Here is a 16,271-nt window from a genome sequence, read left to right as displayed (position 1 = left end):
CTCTGGAGAATAAAGAAAGGTAAAAAAACTGTGAGCAAAAAATATCAGCGATACATTTAAAAATCCAAATTGTCAATGTGTAGAGATCATCATGCTCATAGTACTCTCATTAGGCGGTTCAATTCTCGCAAAAAATCTTGATTCGGATCGTTTTTTAAAATACGCAAAGGTCCTGCGCGACATCTCAAAAAAGCACAAGCTGCTTGTAATAACTGGCGGCGGAGAAGCGGCACGAAACTACATCGGAGCTGCCCGGGCTATGGGGGCAGATGAAGTAACCTGCGACTACATAGGCATTGATATCACGCGTCTGAACGCAAGACTACTTATTGCGGCTCTCGGACCCGATGGATACCCTGAGATTCCTTCAAACTATCTTGAAGCTTCAAAAGCTATGAACTCGGGAAAAGTCGTGGTAATGGGAGGGGTTACACCCGGCCAGACCACTGACGCCGTAGCTGCAATCCTTGCAGAATATCTGCGGGCAGACCTGCTGACAATTGCAACCTCGATTGACGGAGTTTATTCCTCAGACCCCAACTGTGACTCGGGCGCAGAAAAATATGACATAATCTCTCCTGAAAAGCTCATAAGCATAGTCATGGCAATCGAGATGAAGGCAGGCTCCAAATCCCCGGTAGACCCTGTAGCCGCAAAGATCATCGAACGCTGTAAGCTCGACGCCCTTGTAATGGATGCACGGGACCCTGCCCTGCTAGGAGAAATTCTGAGCGGAGAGGCAGCCAAGAAATCACCGGTATCCTGCGGGACCTGGATTACAGTAAAAAAATAAAAAACCTGGACCCTAAAAAGCCTGAGTCCTAGAAAGTTTGGACCTCTGGGCTTTTGAGCCCTTCTCCAGTATATCAAAAAATACAAAGTCTTCACCAAAAACACAAAAAATACATCAAAACTTAAACATAGAGGTTCCTGCATATATTCATATTGCAGAGAACCAGATAGTTTACCGAATCTGGTTCCAGGCAGCTTTTGGAAAGAAGGAGGGACCGGGCTTGAGTCTGCCGGAAAAAAAGAACTGTTTAAAACTGAGAGAGTTTACTTTTCGTTTATTATCTTTAATTGTATTCCTGACTTTCCTCTGCGTTCAGGCAAGTCCTGTTTCAGGGGCAATGAACGGGACAATTGCCGGAGAAGAAAGTCCCCTTATTGTTGATTTTTTCTCAGACCATGACCTGAGCGATGCAACAGTCAGGTTTGAAGAGCCTCTTGAAAACGTTTATCTTGTTTTTACCCTGAGCTCGGGAAAAGAAATTTTGAAATCGGAAACTTTCCAGCTTGGCTCCGTAGATAAGGGGCAGGAGATTACAAAAGTCCTTTTCTGGGGGCTTGAAGAGGACTTTGGAAAGGATAGGGACTCCTATACAGCACAACTTTCTGTAAAGGACGGCACCCAAACTCTTGAGTCCCGGAAGCTTTCTTTTACTTACAAAAACCAGTATCTTTCAACCCTCAAAATTGTGGATTTCTCTGCAGACTCCGAAAAAGCTTCCGTTCTGATAACCCTCATGAGCTCCGCAAATCTCGGATTCGTTCAGATGCCTGAGCCCAGCGTGGTGGACCTGAACCTGAAACTCCTTTCCGACACAGACATCATCTATTCTGAAAGCCTGGAAAATGTCCCTGTGACAGATGCATACTATAAAGCAATGACCTGGCCCTTCCTTCTCGAAAAAAACAGAGATTACACGGCTCTCCTGGAAGTGCATTCCCATTCCCCTGACATTACTACGGCTTATACATCGGACTTCAGGGCAGAAGAAAAAGTAGAACTCCTTGATACGGACATCGATGTGGACGAATATGGGGCAAGCGTTACGATAATTGGAAAATCCCAGGTGCCTTTTGATGGGATTATCAGGGTCGTGCTGACTCCTGAAGAAGGAGATGTGCAGGTCTTTGAAGAAACTGCAGATATCCTGACCGCAGGACAGGAAGATACCGTAGGAATTATCTGGCAGGGGGTGCCCAGAGGGGACTATAATGTAAAGATTTATGTGACAAACCTGGAAGGCGAAGTCATGGACAGCCATGAAACAGTCCTGAGAGTTTTTGAGCCCGTAGCCGAAATAAACCCTTCGGAGGAGTCTCCAGCCTTCGGTTTTCAGGCAGCACTTGGTATTTTCCTGTGCTTTGCGATTTTTTCGGGAAAAAAAATGAGAGGGAAAAAAGAAGGGTGATAGGCATCTCAATAAGTTCAAAACAATAGCTTAAGCCAATCGCCTCAAAATCAACAACCTCAAAATCAACAACTTCAAGCCGTTTAGAACCAGCTGCAGTTCGAAAGCATCCTTATGCGGGATTATTATGTTTGACCTGATCATCCGAAACATAACGAACAGGAAAGTCCGGAGCGCACTGACAATCTGCGGGATAGCCCTCGGGATTTTTGCAGTTATAGTTATGGGCGCCATGTCTGAGAATTTCCACCAGACTTTTGAGCGTTCCATGAGCGTTACCAGCGATAAGATCCGGGTTTTTGCCGAAAGCGGGGTCTTTGGGGGAGGGCTCACGGACGATAAGGTAAGCGATGTGCTTCGCGTAGCCGGGGTAAAAGATGCCTATGGGCTTTTGATGACCACCTTTGATGAAGACAAGATGGGCATGACCGGCAAGCAAATCCTCGGCGTCCCCCCTGAAAAGTCCAGCGTTGCCCTTAACCCTGTAGAGCTGAAAGCAGGCCGCTTCCTCAATCCCGGAGATTCTTACAGTGTGGTCGTCGGAAACAACATCAAAAGAGAATACGGACTTCAGATAGGCAGCAAATTTGAAATCCATGACAAATATTTCACCGTTGTCGGAATCCTTGATTATACCGGCTCTATCTTTGATAATGCCGTAATCATTCCCCTTGAGACTGCCCAGGACCTTTATAATGTGGGGGATTCGGTATCCTATATCTTTGCCGTGCCTGACGAGAGGGTGGATGCCGAGATGCTCTCAAAACGCATCGAGTTAAGTGTAAAAGGCACAAGCACCCTTTCTCCGGGAGAACTTGAGGTTCAGGCAAAGCAGTCCTTCATGATTTTCAGCGTAATAACGATCAGCTCAGGGCTCCTTGCAGCAATCATAGGCGGGCTCTGCGTGATGAATACGATGCTCATGTCTGTTGCAGAAAGGACACGGGAATTCGGGATTTTGAAAGCCATAGGCGCAGAAACGCGGGACATCCTGCTCCTGACCCTCGGAGAGGCTTCATTCATGGGTTTATTAGGTGGAATTCTCGGAATTATAGTTGGGGTCGGGGCTGTCTATATTATGAATGCCTGGCTTGAAACGACAAGGATCGTCCTTTTCCTGATAACTCCGAGGCTTCTTATAATTGCCATGGTTTTTGCTCTGCTTATTGGCGCTCTTTCCGGGCTTTATCCAGCTTATAGGGCATCGAAGATGAGCCCAATGGAGGCTTTGAAGCATGCGTGAAGAAAAAATGGAGGGCCTGATGTCGGCAGAAAAATCCGGAACTGATGGACATAACAACGGACAGAAAGTAATCATGCAGGTTGAAAACCTCTCCAAAACCTATATCCGGGGCAAGATCCCTGTCCATGCCCTTCGCTGTGCCTGTATAACCGTACGTAAAGGAGAGTTCCTTGCCATCATGGGACCTTCTGGTTCAGGGAAATCGACCCTTCTTGCTCTGATCGGCACGCTTGAAGAAGCCACTGACGGAAAGGTTATCCTTGACGGAACAGACCTGACTTCGGTACCTGAAAAACTGCTTCCCCGCGTGAGAAGAGAAAAAATAGGTTTTATTTTCCAGCACTACAACCTGATCCCTACACTTTCAGCCCTTGAAAACGTGGAACTTGCAATGCGCTTTTCCAGAGTGCCAAAAAAAGATAGGAGAGAAAGAGCAAAAGCCCTGCTGGAAGACCTGGGTCTGGGAGACCGACTAAATCATAAACCCACTGAGCTGTCCGGGGGAGAGCAGCAGCGAGTCTCGATCGCCAGGGCACTTGCGAACAGGCCTGCCCTGATCCTTGCAGACGAGCCAACCGGAGAGGTGGACAGTAAAACCCGGGATTCCATTGTGCGGGTTTTTAAGGAATTGAGCCAGAAGGGGCAGACAATTCTTGTGGTTACCCACGACCCCGATGTTGCAAAGGAGTGTTCAAGAGTGCTGAGGATTACGGACGGAATGATCAAAGATAATTGAAGGTAATTAAAAGGCAATATGGAAGAGAAAAGAAGTGAAGAGCAGAAAAGAGGAAAACAGGAGAAATAAAGAGAAATAAATCAGTGAAAAACCTTTAATAATTATCTTTGCCCCTCAAATCTCCCCGATTTCCCATCCCAGGTGCTCTTTTATAACAGTATATGCCATCTCCGGGGGAATAATTCCAATATCAGTTACGATCATGTCGATGTATTCAGCAGGCGTAAAGTCAAAAGCCGGGTTTTTTACCTGCACGTGGGAGAGGTCCGCAATAATTGCAGGATCAACTACTTCATCTGTAGCCCTTTCTTCGATTTCGATGGGATTTCCTACAATGGTGCTCGGGCTGAACTTGAAGGTCTCGGCAGCTACCATAAAACTTTTTCTGGCTTCATGAGCAGCAAGAGCAAGCTGAGAAGTTCCGATTTTGTTTACAAGAGCTCCGTTGGCTGCAATTGCGTCCGCCCCAACGATGACCTTATCCACGTCTTTCATGTAGTAACGTACGGCAGAGTCCACGATCAGGGCTGTTGGGATTCCAAAGCCGTTAAGGTGCCGGATTGTCAATAACCCCTGACGCCTTGGGCGGCTTTCGGTGGCTATTACCGAAATATCCTTTCCGTCTTCAAAAGCCGTGGTGATGATAGAAAGAGCAGCATGAGAATTGCAGTGGGTCATGATAATGTCTCCATCCTGAATTCTTCTTGACCCGATTTTCCCGATTTTTTCAAGCGCGCGGTCTGCTCTTTCGATAAAAAGGTTTGCATTTTTGATGATTTCCTGTCTTGCTTCTTCTACATTTCCTGAAGAATATCTCGAAGCAAGTTTTACGGCATTCGGAAGGGAAACAGCTGTAGGGCGGGTATTTATAAGAAAATTTGAAACTTCCTGGATACTGGAACTAAACTCCTCCATTGAGGAAGCTTCGAGCCCTGCAGCATAATCTCTGATGGCTTCAGCCGCAGCTTTTGCAATCCTGCCTGCACCCCGGATTTCCATTGTCCGGATCTTTTCTGCGGTTTCCTTAACTTTTTCCATAATATAAAGGATAGTAAGAACCCAATTTATAGCTATCTTCCGATTATTCCCGATCTCAGAAGATAAAGCCCCGGATTCATAAACCCTCAGCAGGAAATTCGTTAAATCTTCAGATTTAGCGGGTAGTTGGCTTAGATTCAGATCTCATTTATTTTTTCTGATCTGTCCCTGTAGTAAGCAAAAAGGTCTTCTCCCCATTGAAGGGCAATGGGGTAGAAACACATTACATCCTGTTTATGGTCAAAAGTGCCGTCTGAAAAAGGAAGACTTAGAGAGAGGAACCTGTCAGTGACAGCATGAGATAATTCTATTTTTTCGTCACAAACATAGAAACATGCATTCCGGAAATGTATAAATTCTCGAAATTCAGTTCGATATTCCTCTTTTATTCTCTCGTAAACCGGCCGGGTTACAATAATGGATATGTCCACTCCTTTTTTTGCGAAAGTGAGAAAAAGAGACGGGTAAAGAGGGTGGAAAATGGAGGCAATGCCTTTTATTCGTTTTGATGTTGCAAGGTTTTCCACAAATTCCCTGTGAGGATCAAAAAGACGTGTCCTGTCAGGAGGTTCGGAGAATGTACAGTTTTCCAGATCTCCAATCTTGTTCCTTAAAGGGGTAGGTATGCACTCAATTGCATGGTTTGCCCAGTACTCGTAGCAGTTACCAAAAACGTTTAACAAACTCACCATTACCTGCATTTTCCCGGCTACCGCTATGCCAAGAGGAGACAGGATGTAAACGTCTTCTGTCTTGAATACCAGAGAAGCTTCCCTTAGTTTTTTGAGCTGAGGAAGGACAGCTACAGAACCGGCATCCAGATAGTTTTTTATTTCCTCGATCGTTTTTGGCCCCTCCTTCAAAAATAAAAGAAGATCTTTCCTTTTTTCAGAGAGGAAGATTAATTCGAGAAGTGAGCTGTTCATGTTTTTGATATATATGGAAACACTTAATAAATATCTGTCGTGTCTCCCAGCAATTTTTTTCCAAAGAAATATTTTCCCCAAAAAATATTAGCAATTGGCTGGAGATGATCGCGTGTCTGTAGAAAAAAATATAGTCTACTGCGTGGACAAAAACGTATAAATCCAAATAAATATTACATAGTAAAAAAAGATTATAATTGAGGATGTAAAATATAATTTTTCAAGCCAAAAGAACGTGATTTTGAAGCAGCTAAATAATTTAATGAGAAGCAAATTTTAAGGTCGTATAGGTTATATACCCCTATAACATAAAGAGGAAGTTAACGATTAAGAGTTAAGGGGTTTTTCTCTTAATCGTAGGGGTTGAATCACACAATTGGGAGCCAAATCAGAGGTGGCAAGCGGCTCCCAATTTTAACACCAATATTTTTGAAGAATAATAATCCATAAAAAACTATGGATTCGGAGTTATCCTGACACCCGACTTTTAAAAAATACATAGCCCAGTTTGGATAAATTTAGTCGGTTGTGCCCAGATTGGTGAACTTATTGATAGGAAAGGTTCTTAGTATAGAAATTATAAGCTGAAACCTTAGATTTGAAATATTTAGATTAAAAAGAATTTCAATTGTAAATACTTAAATCCTGAGATAAATTTTGAAGAAGAAAAGAAAACAAAAAAAAGGATTGTTTTAACTATTTTGAAATTTTTAATGATAACAAAAAAAGAGACAGAAGTAAATATTTTAAAGGCAGCTAAAAAAATAAGGGTATGCATAATTTGAATAGTAAACAATATTTCATATAGTTTATGTTATATAATTAGAAACCATAAAAAGTAATAGAGATTGGGAGTTAATGGGTTATCTCTCAGTCAAACGGGGTTGGATCATCGGTAGGGACCTCTGAATGGGAAATTAAGGTCCCTATTATCCTTATTATAGAAAAATTATAAAGCCTGAATTATCTTAAACCTGAATTATCTTAAACCTGAATTACCTTAAACCTGAATTATCTTAAACCTGAATTATCTTAAACCTGAATTCTCTTTTCAAAATGAAAAAATCTTCTTAATTGCCTGGTTGTAGATAGTCAACCTTACATTCGGTAGGTTGACAGTATAAAATAAAATATTTTTCTCGATATCGTTATAAAACATTAGACAGCCATTTACCAGGATTAAAGCTGGTTAACATATGACCCAACTCTCACGACCTATAAAAGCACGGAATCGTCTTTTCATAGAAGTTACGTATAATAGATTAATAGTTGGTCATATGTAAACCTAAAAACTGCATATAATTATGGGGTATCATTTTAAAATCGTCATCAACAAGAATTATCAAAAATTAAATTTTTACCTACCAAAGCTAAAACCAGCTAATAATTCAAAGGATTCTTCGTATATTTGTCCTCTTTGTAAATTGGTTCAGAGATCCATATAATTACCGGTTTTTATATCTATATAATTGCTATGATTCAAAAGTATATTCACAACCTTAGATTTTGAGTGAACTACCACTCAGCTAAAGACTGAGTGGCTTCTTGGTTCATCCTCCCTCTATTGAGGGCAAGTCCCCAAGCTCATCCCCGTAGTCCCTACGGTGTCATAATCCAATTAGATTCTGATCTATGAGAGCGAATTTTTTGATATTGATAGCGGCATTAATGTCTCTATGGTGTTTGGTTTTACAGTCTGGACAAATCCATTCTCTGTCTTTTAGCTGAAGCTCTTTATTGTGGTATCCACACACACTACATAGCTTAGAAGAGGGTTCAAATTGTCCAATTCTCAGGACGGTTTTTCCAAACCATTGAGCCTTATATTCCAACTTTGTTACAAAACTACTCCACGCAGAATCACTTATAGCCTGTGCTAAGTGATGATTCTTAACCATGCCTTTAACATTTAGAGTTTCCAGAGCTACAGCTTGGTTTTCGCTAACAAGTCTAAAAGAGAGTTTGTTCTGGAAGTCATTTCTCTGATTTGTTATTTTGTCATGGAGTACAGCAAGTCTTCGTTTAGCTTTTGCCCTGTTCTTAGAGCCTTTCTGTTTCCTTGAGACTCTTTTCTGTAATACTTTGAGCCTTTTAAGAGAGTTTTTCAAGTACTTTGGATTCTCAACCTTTTCTCCTGTTGAAAGGACAGCAAAGTCTTTGATACCTACATCAATTCCTACTGTTGTTGATTCTGTGAAAGCTTCCTTTACTGGAAGTTCTTTTCCATCTTCAACAAGGATACTGATGTAGTAATGTCCTTTACATGTCCTTGATACCGTAGCCGTTTTAGGCTCTCCTTCAAACTTCCTGTGAAGAACTGCTTTAATTGGTTCTATTTTAGGAAGCTTGATAGTATTATTTTCAAAGTTTACAGTGTAGTGTTGAGGTACAGGGAAAGACTGTATCGGATTCTTTTTTGATTTGAACTTTGGAAACCCTGTTTTCTCTCTAAAGAATCTAGTGAAAGCGGATTCAACCTGCTTAGTCATCCCCTGTAATGATTGAGAGTTAACTTCTCCTAACCACTCATTAGAAGCCTTTAGAATAGGAATTAATTTGTTTAAGTCAAATCTGGAAATTGATTCCCCTGTCTGCTCATAAGTTTTAATTTTCTGGTCAAGTGCCCAATTATAGACAAATCTACAGCTACCTATATGCTGATTCAATTGAATAGCTTGTGTAGTTGTAGGATAGAGTCTAAATTTGAACGCTTGCATCATACAAAGGCATAATATGCTTTAACAACATATATACTTTTTAGTAAATACGAAGTATGAAACACGGAATCATAGCAAATTTTTGTTAATGTATCATGTTATTTTTGTTTGCAAATACCGAAAAGTCATACTTGAACCAATTAGCGAAGAACTCAAACAGATTAGGATTGACATTTCAAAAGAGTCTAACTTTGAAATCCTTGAAATGGAAACTGACAAAGACCATATTCATTTCTTGATCAAGAGTGAGCCGAAAGTTAGCGTTTTGTCAATTGTCAGAAAATTGAAACAAGAATATACTAACAGGTTATGGAAAACTCAAAAAGAATATCTGAAAAAGTATTATTGGGGTGAGAATACGTTATGGAGTGATGGTTATTTTGCGTCTACTATCGGAAATGTGAGTAAAGAGGCGGCAGAATATTACATACGGAATCAGGGTTGAAGTTGACGCTTATATCCCCTGAGCTAAAGACTCAGGGGTTTTACGCTTCTTCATATAAATCTATATATCAACGAATTTCCTGCTAAACAAAGCATTTATTTTGGAATCGATGCACTGGTTTTTCTCTTTTTTTACTTTGAAGACCTGACTTCTTTGAAGGCCAAACTGATATCCAGATAGGTAGGTAAGATAAATATTAAAAGAGATATAAAAGAACAGGCTGAAGATCCGATGTTCCTTATATCTGCGGTATATGAAAGTAAAAGAATAAAGAGAGGTAGAGTAACACTACAATTTTAAAGCTTTTTAAAATAATACAGGTGATCGACCTGCCGATAGTACTTCAGACTTTTTTTGTAATAATAATTAAATACAAAATTTATAAATAGTAGTCAGAGAATATGAAACTCGTTAATTAAATTAATCTGACGCATCAGAAAAATAATGGAAGTAGGAGCTGAAAAACTGGATTTCAATGACGCTAATTTTGATACCGCTGTAAAGTTCCACGGACATATTTGCCCCGGTATTTCTATAGGGTACAGAGTGGCTATGCTGGCTGCAGAACGTTTTGAGGACAGGAGCAAAGATGAAGAACTTGTTGCAATTGTGGAAAACCGGTCATGTGCGGTAGATGCGATTCAGGCGATCAACGGCTGCACCTGCGGGAAAGGAAATCTCATATTTAAAGAGCACGGAAAGCATGTATATACATTTTTCAAGAGAGGAGACAAAAAAGCCCTGAGAATTTCCCTGAAACCCGACGCCCTCCCCCAGGACGATAAACACACAACACTTTTCGCAAAACTGAGAGCAGGCACTGCAACTCCCGAAGAAGCAAAAGAGTTTCAGGCTTCACATGATGCAAAAAGCCAGAGAATCCTGGAAATGCCAGAAGAAGAAATTTTCCGTGTCAGTGAAGTGGAAATCGAGCCTCCGGAAAAAGCCATAATCTACCCTACCGTCATATGCAGTAAGTGCGGAGAAGGCTTTATGGAACCCCTGGGAAGGGTGAAAAATGGAGAAATAGTTTGCATCTCCTGTTTTGAGGCAAAAGATGAATGAAAATACGGAGAAAAATCCCAACAAGGTCGAGTTTACCCCCATAGGACACGTTGAGAATGACTACCTTGAACCGGGATATAATGAAGAAATCTACCAGAAGGTTTCAAAAATCATTCTGAGAAAAAACCTAGAAGAAGGGCTTTATAGGGTAGAAGAGCTTGAAAAACTGTATATCCTCTTTTATTTCAGCAAATCGAAAGGGTATAAACTAATCCACCGCCGCCGCTATGATGGAGAGATGTCCGGAGTTTTTGCAAGCAGAAGCCCATACCGCCCTAATGGGATAGGGCTTACCATTGTAGAGCTTTTAAAAGTAGAAGGCAACGTGCTTTACGTAAAAGGCCTTGATGCCATCGACGGGACGCCTGTGCTGGATATAAAGCCTTACTTTAAGAGAATAGAAGAAGGCACGAACTGAAAATAAAAGTTAAAACAAATACAAAGGGACAAAATCCCTTTTCTACTTTACTTGCATCTTTTTCGGTCATCACCTATATTTTAGTTTCATCAGATTCAAGTTCCTTCATAGTTTTTGTCACCCCTTCTTTTACACATTCAAAAACCGTTCTTGTGATCTTCCTGCCAAAGTCCGTATAAGAACCTGAATATTCGAGATATGGTCCCAAACCATTCTGATATGCTACAATAACTGCATCGGTTGTGGTCCCTAAAAACCCGTACCCCATTTCAGAGAGAGCAAGCCCCTTAGCTTCCGTGGCAGTAATTATAGCACCTGCCATTCATTGCACTCTCTGAAATTATCCCGCCAACTACAAGGATGATATTGATCATTCCCGGCTTGTAGGTAGCGGAAGGGGAAGGATTCGTAACGCCCCCGGCGACAAAGGTTGTCAGATAATCATCCTTCATGATACAAAGGTTGTCCATATTCACCGTCGTTAAAAGTCCGAAATAGGGACGGACCATTTAGGACCATTTATATTGAGAGAAACAGCAAGACCATCCAGATACTTCAAAGGATCCGGGTGCATAAACTCCCAATCAACCTTATGGTTAAACAGACATTTAATGTGCTTTCTGCCACCATTCAGACCCGAACTCAGGGCTTCAAAATCCCCCTTGATTACAAGGTCGAGTCTTTAACATAATTGTTCGTAAACTGCGGGGATTACCTCAAATCCCTTGATCTCACGACGAGAAAGTTCCTGGCAAACCACAGCAACAAAGGGGAAAATACCCTTTTTCAAATTTTACTTGAATCATTTTTGTTTACAATCCTTACATCATTTTTGTTTACAATCCTTACATCATTTTTGTTTACAATCCTTACATCATTTTTGTTTACAATTTTTTCTTCCGCATACCCAGATAAATTCCTCCGGCTGCTACCAGTACGAAAAGAGTTCCTAAAATATCCGCACCCGAGAAAGACATCCCTCCCGAGTCCTCATTTTCAACAGCCTCTTTCTGCATCTCATACCCTTCAACGTAATTGGAATCTGCAGCTTTTTGGACCTCAGGGGCAGGTTCCGGAGAATTAACGCCGTATCCAGCATCCGAATTCAGAACAGTCTGATTGCTGTCCACGTATCTTGATGTCGAATTTGCCTGGTTGAGTTTTTCGGCAACACTCGTCTGGTGCCCTTTACTGCTGTGCTTTTGAAGTGTATCCTGCTCAAGAGATGCCTGCGTAGCCTCTTCAATTGCTTCAGTGAAACCGGGGACAGAGACCAGACCCGATACATAGCTGTTAAGGAAAGGGTTTCCACAGGTGTGATGGCAGCAGGTGACCCCATCTTTAACCACGGATTCCGCATACTCCCTGGCGAGTTCTTTCAGGACTTCATCAGGAGGATTCCAGTCTTCCCTCCTTACGGATTCTAGAAGGTTCAGAGTAATTGACTGATAGGCATAAGGGTTCGTATTTTTCAGGTGCTCGGTAACCCCCATTTCATACTGGTCCTGTAGATATGTTTTGTAGACCTCGTTCCACATATCCTCCGTAACAAGATCGGGAGTAGCAACTTCCCAGACCCGCATATTTTCTACAAAGGAATTCATATAGCGAGTACCGTCGTATCCATCCTGCATCATGCCTTCAACCCAGGTCGGATTCATATAGCGGGAACGAAGATCCCGGCTCAGAAAGTGCTGCAGGGTTTCCATCCCTTCCTGCCCGGAGTTGCGCAGGTTATTGATGTACAGATCGGGACTGCTGCCTCTCACACTTTCCACTGCCATGGAAAGCCCTCCGAAATAGGCTGCTACCATCGGGTGCTCAAGAACTCCGTAAACATTAGAAGTCCGGCTAAAGACCCCGACTTCCACATCAGCGAGGTTTTCCCGGAAGATATCCGTATACTGTTCTCCCCAGATGTTTTCTCCGTAGATGTATCCCATCCGGTTGATGTAGAGGTCTGCGATCTCTTCCCTGTTTTCCCAGTCCGCTCCAGAAATGGCATTTTCGATTCCCGGAGTATATGAACCGGGTGGAGGGCAGAAAATACGAGATGTGGAAAGATTCTCAGCGGTTTCCTGATTATAGCCGGCAGCCAGCAAAGCTTCCTTGGTCTCCCTGGAGTTCTGTTTCACGTAGTTAGGATAGGTTTCATTATCCGGAGCATTTGCTGCAAGTTTTACCGCCCTATCGGTTAACTGAAGCCGGCTTGCATACATATCGCGGTAGGACCCGGAAGTAGTGACCAGAATATCTATTCTGGGCCTTCCGAGTTCATCCGAATCGATCAGTTCCACGTCCTGTACCCGCCCTTTGCTGTCCCATACCGGTTTCACGCCAAGAAGGTAGAAGATCTCAGACTCCATGGTCCCCTGATTCCTTGAAGTCTCGATAGACCAGAGCAGGAAAGAGACTTTTTCAGGATAGGTACCATTTTCAACGAGGCGCTTTTTGAGGAGTTCGTCTCCTAGTTTGGCTCCCACATTCCAGGCAGCTTTAGTAGGAATTAAACGGTCATCAAAGGTACAGAGGTTTCTTCCGGTCGGAAGAGCATCCGGGTTCCTTACAGGGTCTCCAGCCGGTCCCGGAGGGATGTATTTACCTTCCAGAGCATCGAGAATACGCGGGATCTCAATAGCACAAGCATTGATTCTCTCCGTATACTCAAGGGCAAGTTCGAGGTCGGACGTTACATTCTCCGAAGTCATACCCAGCACCAGATTCTGGGCTTCCTCAGCTGTCTTTCCGGAAAGTATAGTCTCGTTGAGAAGTACTGTCGCCAGCCCTTCCGTAGAATTTAGCTCCTCAACGTGGGCTTTGAAATCATCTCCAAGCATTGCCTCGACCATTGCTACCAGGCTTTCCCCCTCCGGGGGTTCACTGAGGGTATGCGAACCGTAAGGCATGTAGACAGTCTTCAGTTCCCCAAGATAAGCGTCCAGATCCTCTATAAAGGCATCAGTTTTTGTTTCGTTTCCGGCAATGCTTTCAAAGTCCACCTCCAAGTCTGTATCCAGGCAAAGTTCCCGGGTAGCATTAAGGATGAGTTCTCTGTATTCGGCCTTGACTGCCGGATCAGATGCCTGTTCGAACAGGCTTATGTCCTGCTGGAGCAGTGTCAGGTTCCCGTAAAGTCCGGAAGGCACAATGGTTGGGGTTAGGAAGTCCACAACCAGCATGTTTGCCCTGCGCCTATCAAAAATCCCTTCAGCATCCATTGGAAGTACATGAACTATAGGCATGTCCTGCAGTAGAATCGCACCCCAGTCCTTTGCGGAAAGCCCTGATTCCTTTCCGGGCATCATCTCAATACTTGAAAAGATCGTGAAAAGAGCATCTGCCCCATACTCCTCCCCCATGTACTTGTAAAAAGCCAGGCACTGATGAGTAGGAGAGATCGAACCGTCATAGTAGGTCACGGACTCGTCCTGATCCCAGCCCCACATCGGGTCGGGAGCAAGCAGTACATTGCCATATTCGATTTTCGGAATTACGAGATATTTTCCAGTCCCGTTTTCCCAGACCATGATCTCCCCGGGTGCAGGGCCCCAGATATCTTCCATCTCAGCCTGTTTCTTTTCAGGAAGAGCTCCGAACCATTCAAGATACCTGGCTTCAGGGATGAGGATAACATCCCCATTTTCAACAAGGGAATCGAGAACACCGGGAGCCCATACCCCCACATTATGCCCTCTTTCCAGCATGATTTTGGCAAGTTCATCCCTGTCCGGAAGGTTGTCGTTTCCTAGGTTGTATCCCCTTTCCTTCATTGCTAAAAGGAGGTTTGCAAGGCTTGCCTGGGCGTCCAGGTAGTAGTCAATATCAGCTCCAATTTCAGCTTTTCCGGCTTCTGCAGCGTAATAGGGGATTACAATCTTCTTTTCGAAGTTTGATTTGTGGTGGAGTGCAGTCCAGGAAATTGTCCTGTTTACCAGCCATTCTACCTGGTAGTCGATGGGATAATAAACTGAATCTCCAATAGAAGGGTCCTTACAACCGATCACAATGGGCTCGATGATCCCATCCATCTCCGCAACCGAAAGCTGATAAGTTTGCTCGGGACCGACGCCGTGAGAGGAGTTTTCCCATTCCTCTGCACTCACATCATAGAAAAGGCGAATCCCATTCAGGGGAGTCACATTCCAGGTCTTGAGATCTTCGATGCCCTGATAGGAGTCGAAATAGTTAAATCTAGAGCCTCGAGAAATTATGACCACACTGTCTGCGATACAGCTTCCGTTCAGCATTAAGTAGTCCCGGGAACCCGAATCTTTGTAGGAATAAGTAACAACAACCACATTGCAACCAGCTGACTCGAAAGAATCAACAAGAGCCTCCACAAGTGGCCCGTCCCTGTCTTCGATGTACTTGAAACTATCACATACAATCCCTACAGTGGGCTTTACAGGGTCATAGCCCACCGTGCCATACCAGTCAAGGTACTCAGCAGGAGATGAAAAAATTTCCGGAGCATCCGGATGGTAAAGCCCGTATAAAGGACGGGAAACGGCCTCTTCGATCACTTCATAACTCCCTGCAAACTTAACTCCCACAAAAGTAGAAAGCCTCTTGAAGTTTTCTTCCGAATCATATGTGAAATATTCAGTAATATCAGCATAATTCGGGTCCGAGAGGTTGACATTGTGCAGGTTGTAAGACTGGATCAGGCTTCCCACACTGATAACATAAGCCCCGTTGGCTTTTGCCTGATTGACAGTCGGAGAAATAGCTTCTATTACCTGAGCATCAAGGTCTCTCATTATTACAATGTCCTTATCACTGAGATCGAAGCTAAGGTCCTCATTGGAACGCCCGAAGTACGTACTGATATTAATGACCCCTGGGAACTCCGGGTCAAGAGCCACTTTATCCATCGTCAGTACGGCACTTTCCCTGGAAAAGACAAAAGCAACTTCAAGCTTTTCCGGAACCTGAACGCCTCCTCCATAAAACGTATCATTCATGTATCTTATGAGCGTTTTTATGTTGTGGTACCCTCCGGTTTCCCAGAGCTCCGTCATATTCGAGTCGTTTGAGTTCCCAGGGTCAAACCCTTCGGGAAGGTCATAAGAAACGATGTGTGCACTCTGGTTCAGCTTACTATTGATTTTTGCGAGGGCCCCCTCGTCAAGGGAGGCCAAAAAGAGTACCTTTTCCGAACTGAAGTCCGTGGAATTTGCCTCGGTGGCATTATAGAGATTTACAGTTACTCCCGGGTTATCTTCCACTAGCACAGCTTCAAGTGCCTCCGTGTTGTTCTTCGCTCCCAGCACAAAACTGAATGTATTTTCCGATGCTGTGGCTGTTGATGTCAGCGAGCTTAGAAGCGTTAACAGCAATACAGAAGTTATAAATTTTATACAAAAGTTTTTATTAATAGAGATACACCCATATCCAAGCATATAGAAACACCTTTTGTATACAGTCCCAGCTTATTGTAGAAATGGAGGAAAGGACTGATTTTCAATTATTTTCTAAATTTGGG

General features: G+C 43.1%; 13 protein-coding genes. 7 read left to right on the top strand and 6 right to left on the bottom strand.

From position 1 onward, the window contains the following. Nucleotides 1–91: 91 nt before the first annotated feature. The 4 genes from pyrH to MSWHS_RS01535 all read left to right on the top strand — a co-directional run bounded on the left by pyrH (nucleotide 92) and on the right by MSWHS_RS01535 (nucleotide 4,177). Nucleotides 92–793, top strand: coding sequence for a UMP kinase (gene pyrH / locus MSWHS_RS01550; RefSeq protein ID WP_048125439.1), 702 nt, complete (start codon nucleotides 92–94; stop codon nucleotides 791–793). A 220-nt stretch (nucleotides 794–1,013) separates the two neighbouring features. Then, on the top strand, nucleotides 1,014–2,198 hold the full coding sequence (locus MSWHS_RS01545; RefSeq protein WP_048159527.1) for a hypothetical protein: 1,185 nt from the start codon (nucleotides 1,014–1,016) through the stop codon (nucleotides 2,196–2,198). Nucleotides 2,199–2,325: 127 nt separating this feature from the next. Further along, nucleotides 2,326–3,441, top strand: a complete 1,116-nt coding sequence (locus tag MSWHS_RS01540) for an ABC transporter permease (RefSeq protein WP_048158682.1) — start codon at nucleotides 2,326–2,328, stop codon at nucleotides 3,439–3,441. A gap of 19 nt (nucleotides 3,442–3,460) precedes the next feature. Continuing rightward, nucleotides 3,461–4,177, top strand: a complete 717-nt coding sequence (locus MSWHS_RS01535) for an ABC transporter ATP-binding protein (protein WP_048130158.1) — start codon at nucleotides 3,461–3,463, stop codon at nucleotides 4,175–4,177. A gap of 114 nt (nucleotides 4,178–4,291) precedes the next feature. Here the strand turns inward: MSWHS_RS01535 and MSWHS_RS01530 are convergent, their stop codons facing one another. The 3 genes from MSWHS_RS01530 to tnpB all read right to left on the bottom strand — a co-directional run bounded on the left by MSWHS_RS01530 (nucleotide 4,292) and on the right by tnpB (nucleotide 8,861). After that, the gene (locus MSWHS_RS01530; protein ID WP_048125435.1) at nucleotides 4,292–5,215 is read right to left on the bottom strand and encodes a ribose 1,5-bisphosphate isomerase; all 924 of its coding nucleotides are present in this window, start codon (nucleotides 5,213–5,215) and stop codon (nucleotides 4,292–4,294) included. 137 nt (nucleotides 5,216–5,352) lie between these two features. Next, nucleotides 5,353–6,141 carry a winged helix-turn-helix domain-containing protein gene (locus MSWHS_RS01525; protein ID WP_048158681.1) on the bottom strand — a complete coding sequence of 263 codons (789 nt, stop codon included), beginning with the start codon at nucleotides 6,139–6,141 and terminating at the stop codon, nucleotides 5,353–5,355. 1,607 nt (nucleotides 6,142–7,748) lie between these two features. Then, complete coding sequence (gene tnpB, locus MSWHS_RS01520; protein WP_048158680.1) at nucleotides 7,749–8,861, bottom strand: IS200/IS605 family element RNA-guided endonuclease TnpB; 1,113 nt, start codon at nucleotides 8,859–8,861, stop codon at nucleotides 7,749–7,751. A gap of 28 nt (nucleotides 8,862–8,889) precedes the next feature. Here tnpB and tnpA point away from each other — a divergent pair, with 28 nt between their 5' ends. The 3 genes from tnpA (at nucleotide 8,890) to tsaA (ending at nucleotide 10,786) form a co-directional block, all read left to right on the top strand. Beyond that, nucleotides 8,890–9,303, top strand: a complete 414-nt coding sequence (gene tnpA / locus MSWHS_RS01515) for an IS200/IS605 family transposase (RefSeq protein WP_156151176.1) — start codon at nucleotides 8,890–8,892, stop codon at nucleotides 9,301–9,303. A gap of 444 nt (nucleotides 9,304–9,747) precedes the next feature. Continuing rightward, nucleotides 9,748–10,368, top strand: a complete 621-nt coding sequence (locus MSWHS_RS01510; RefSeq protein ID WP_048125429.1) for an FmdE family protein — start codon at nucleotides 9,748–9,750, stop codon at nucleotides 10,366–10,368. Next, nucleotides 10,361–10,786: a tRNA (N6-threonylcarbamoyladenosine(37)-N6)-methyltransferase TrmO gene (tsaA, locus tag MSWHS_RS01505; protein WP_048125427.1), complete on the top strand. Its 426-nt coding sequence runs from the start codon at nucleotides 10,361–10,363 to the stop codon at nucleotides 10,784–10,786. Before MSWHS_RS01510 ends, tsaA begins: the two co-directional genes overlap by 8 nt. Nucleotides 10,787–10,859: 73 nt before the next feature. Here the strand turns inward: tsaA and MSWHS_RS21130 are convergent, their stop codons facing one another. The 3 genes from MSWHS_RS21130 to MSWHS_RS01495 form a co-directional block, all read right to left on the bottom strand. Further along, complete coding sequence (locus MSWHS_RS21130; RefSeq protein WP_255350478.1) at nucleotides 10,860–11,108, bottom strand: adenosylcobinamide amidohydrolase; 249 nt, start codon at nucleotides 11,106–11,108, stop codon at nucleotides 10,860–10,862. After that, nucleotides 11,074–11,238, bottom strand: coding sequence for a hypothetical protein (locus MSWHS_RS21880; RefSeq protein WP_255353709.1), 165 nt, complete (start codon nucleotides 11,236–11,238; stop codon nucleotides 11,074–11,076). The genes MSWHS_RS21130 and MSWHS_RS21880 overlap by 35 nt, the downstream gene beginning before the upstream one ends. Nucleotides 11,239–11,670: 432 nt before the next feature. Beyond that, a complete protein-coding gene (locus tag MSWHS_RS01495; RefSeq protein WP_231585530.1) occupies nucleotides 11,671–16,059 on the bottom strand; it encodes a cobaltochelatase subunit CobN in 4,389 nt (1,462 codons plus the stop codon). Nucleotides 16,060–16,271 lie beyond the last annotated feature (212 nt).

The sequence above is a fragment of the Methanosarcina sp. WWM596 genome (assembly GCF_000969965.1).
Lineage (GTDB): Archaea > Halobacteriota > Methanosarcinia > Methanosarcinales > Methanosarcinaceae > Methanosarcina.
This window is presented reverse-complemented; position numbering and strand designations above follow the sequence as displayed.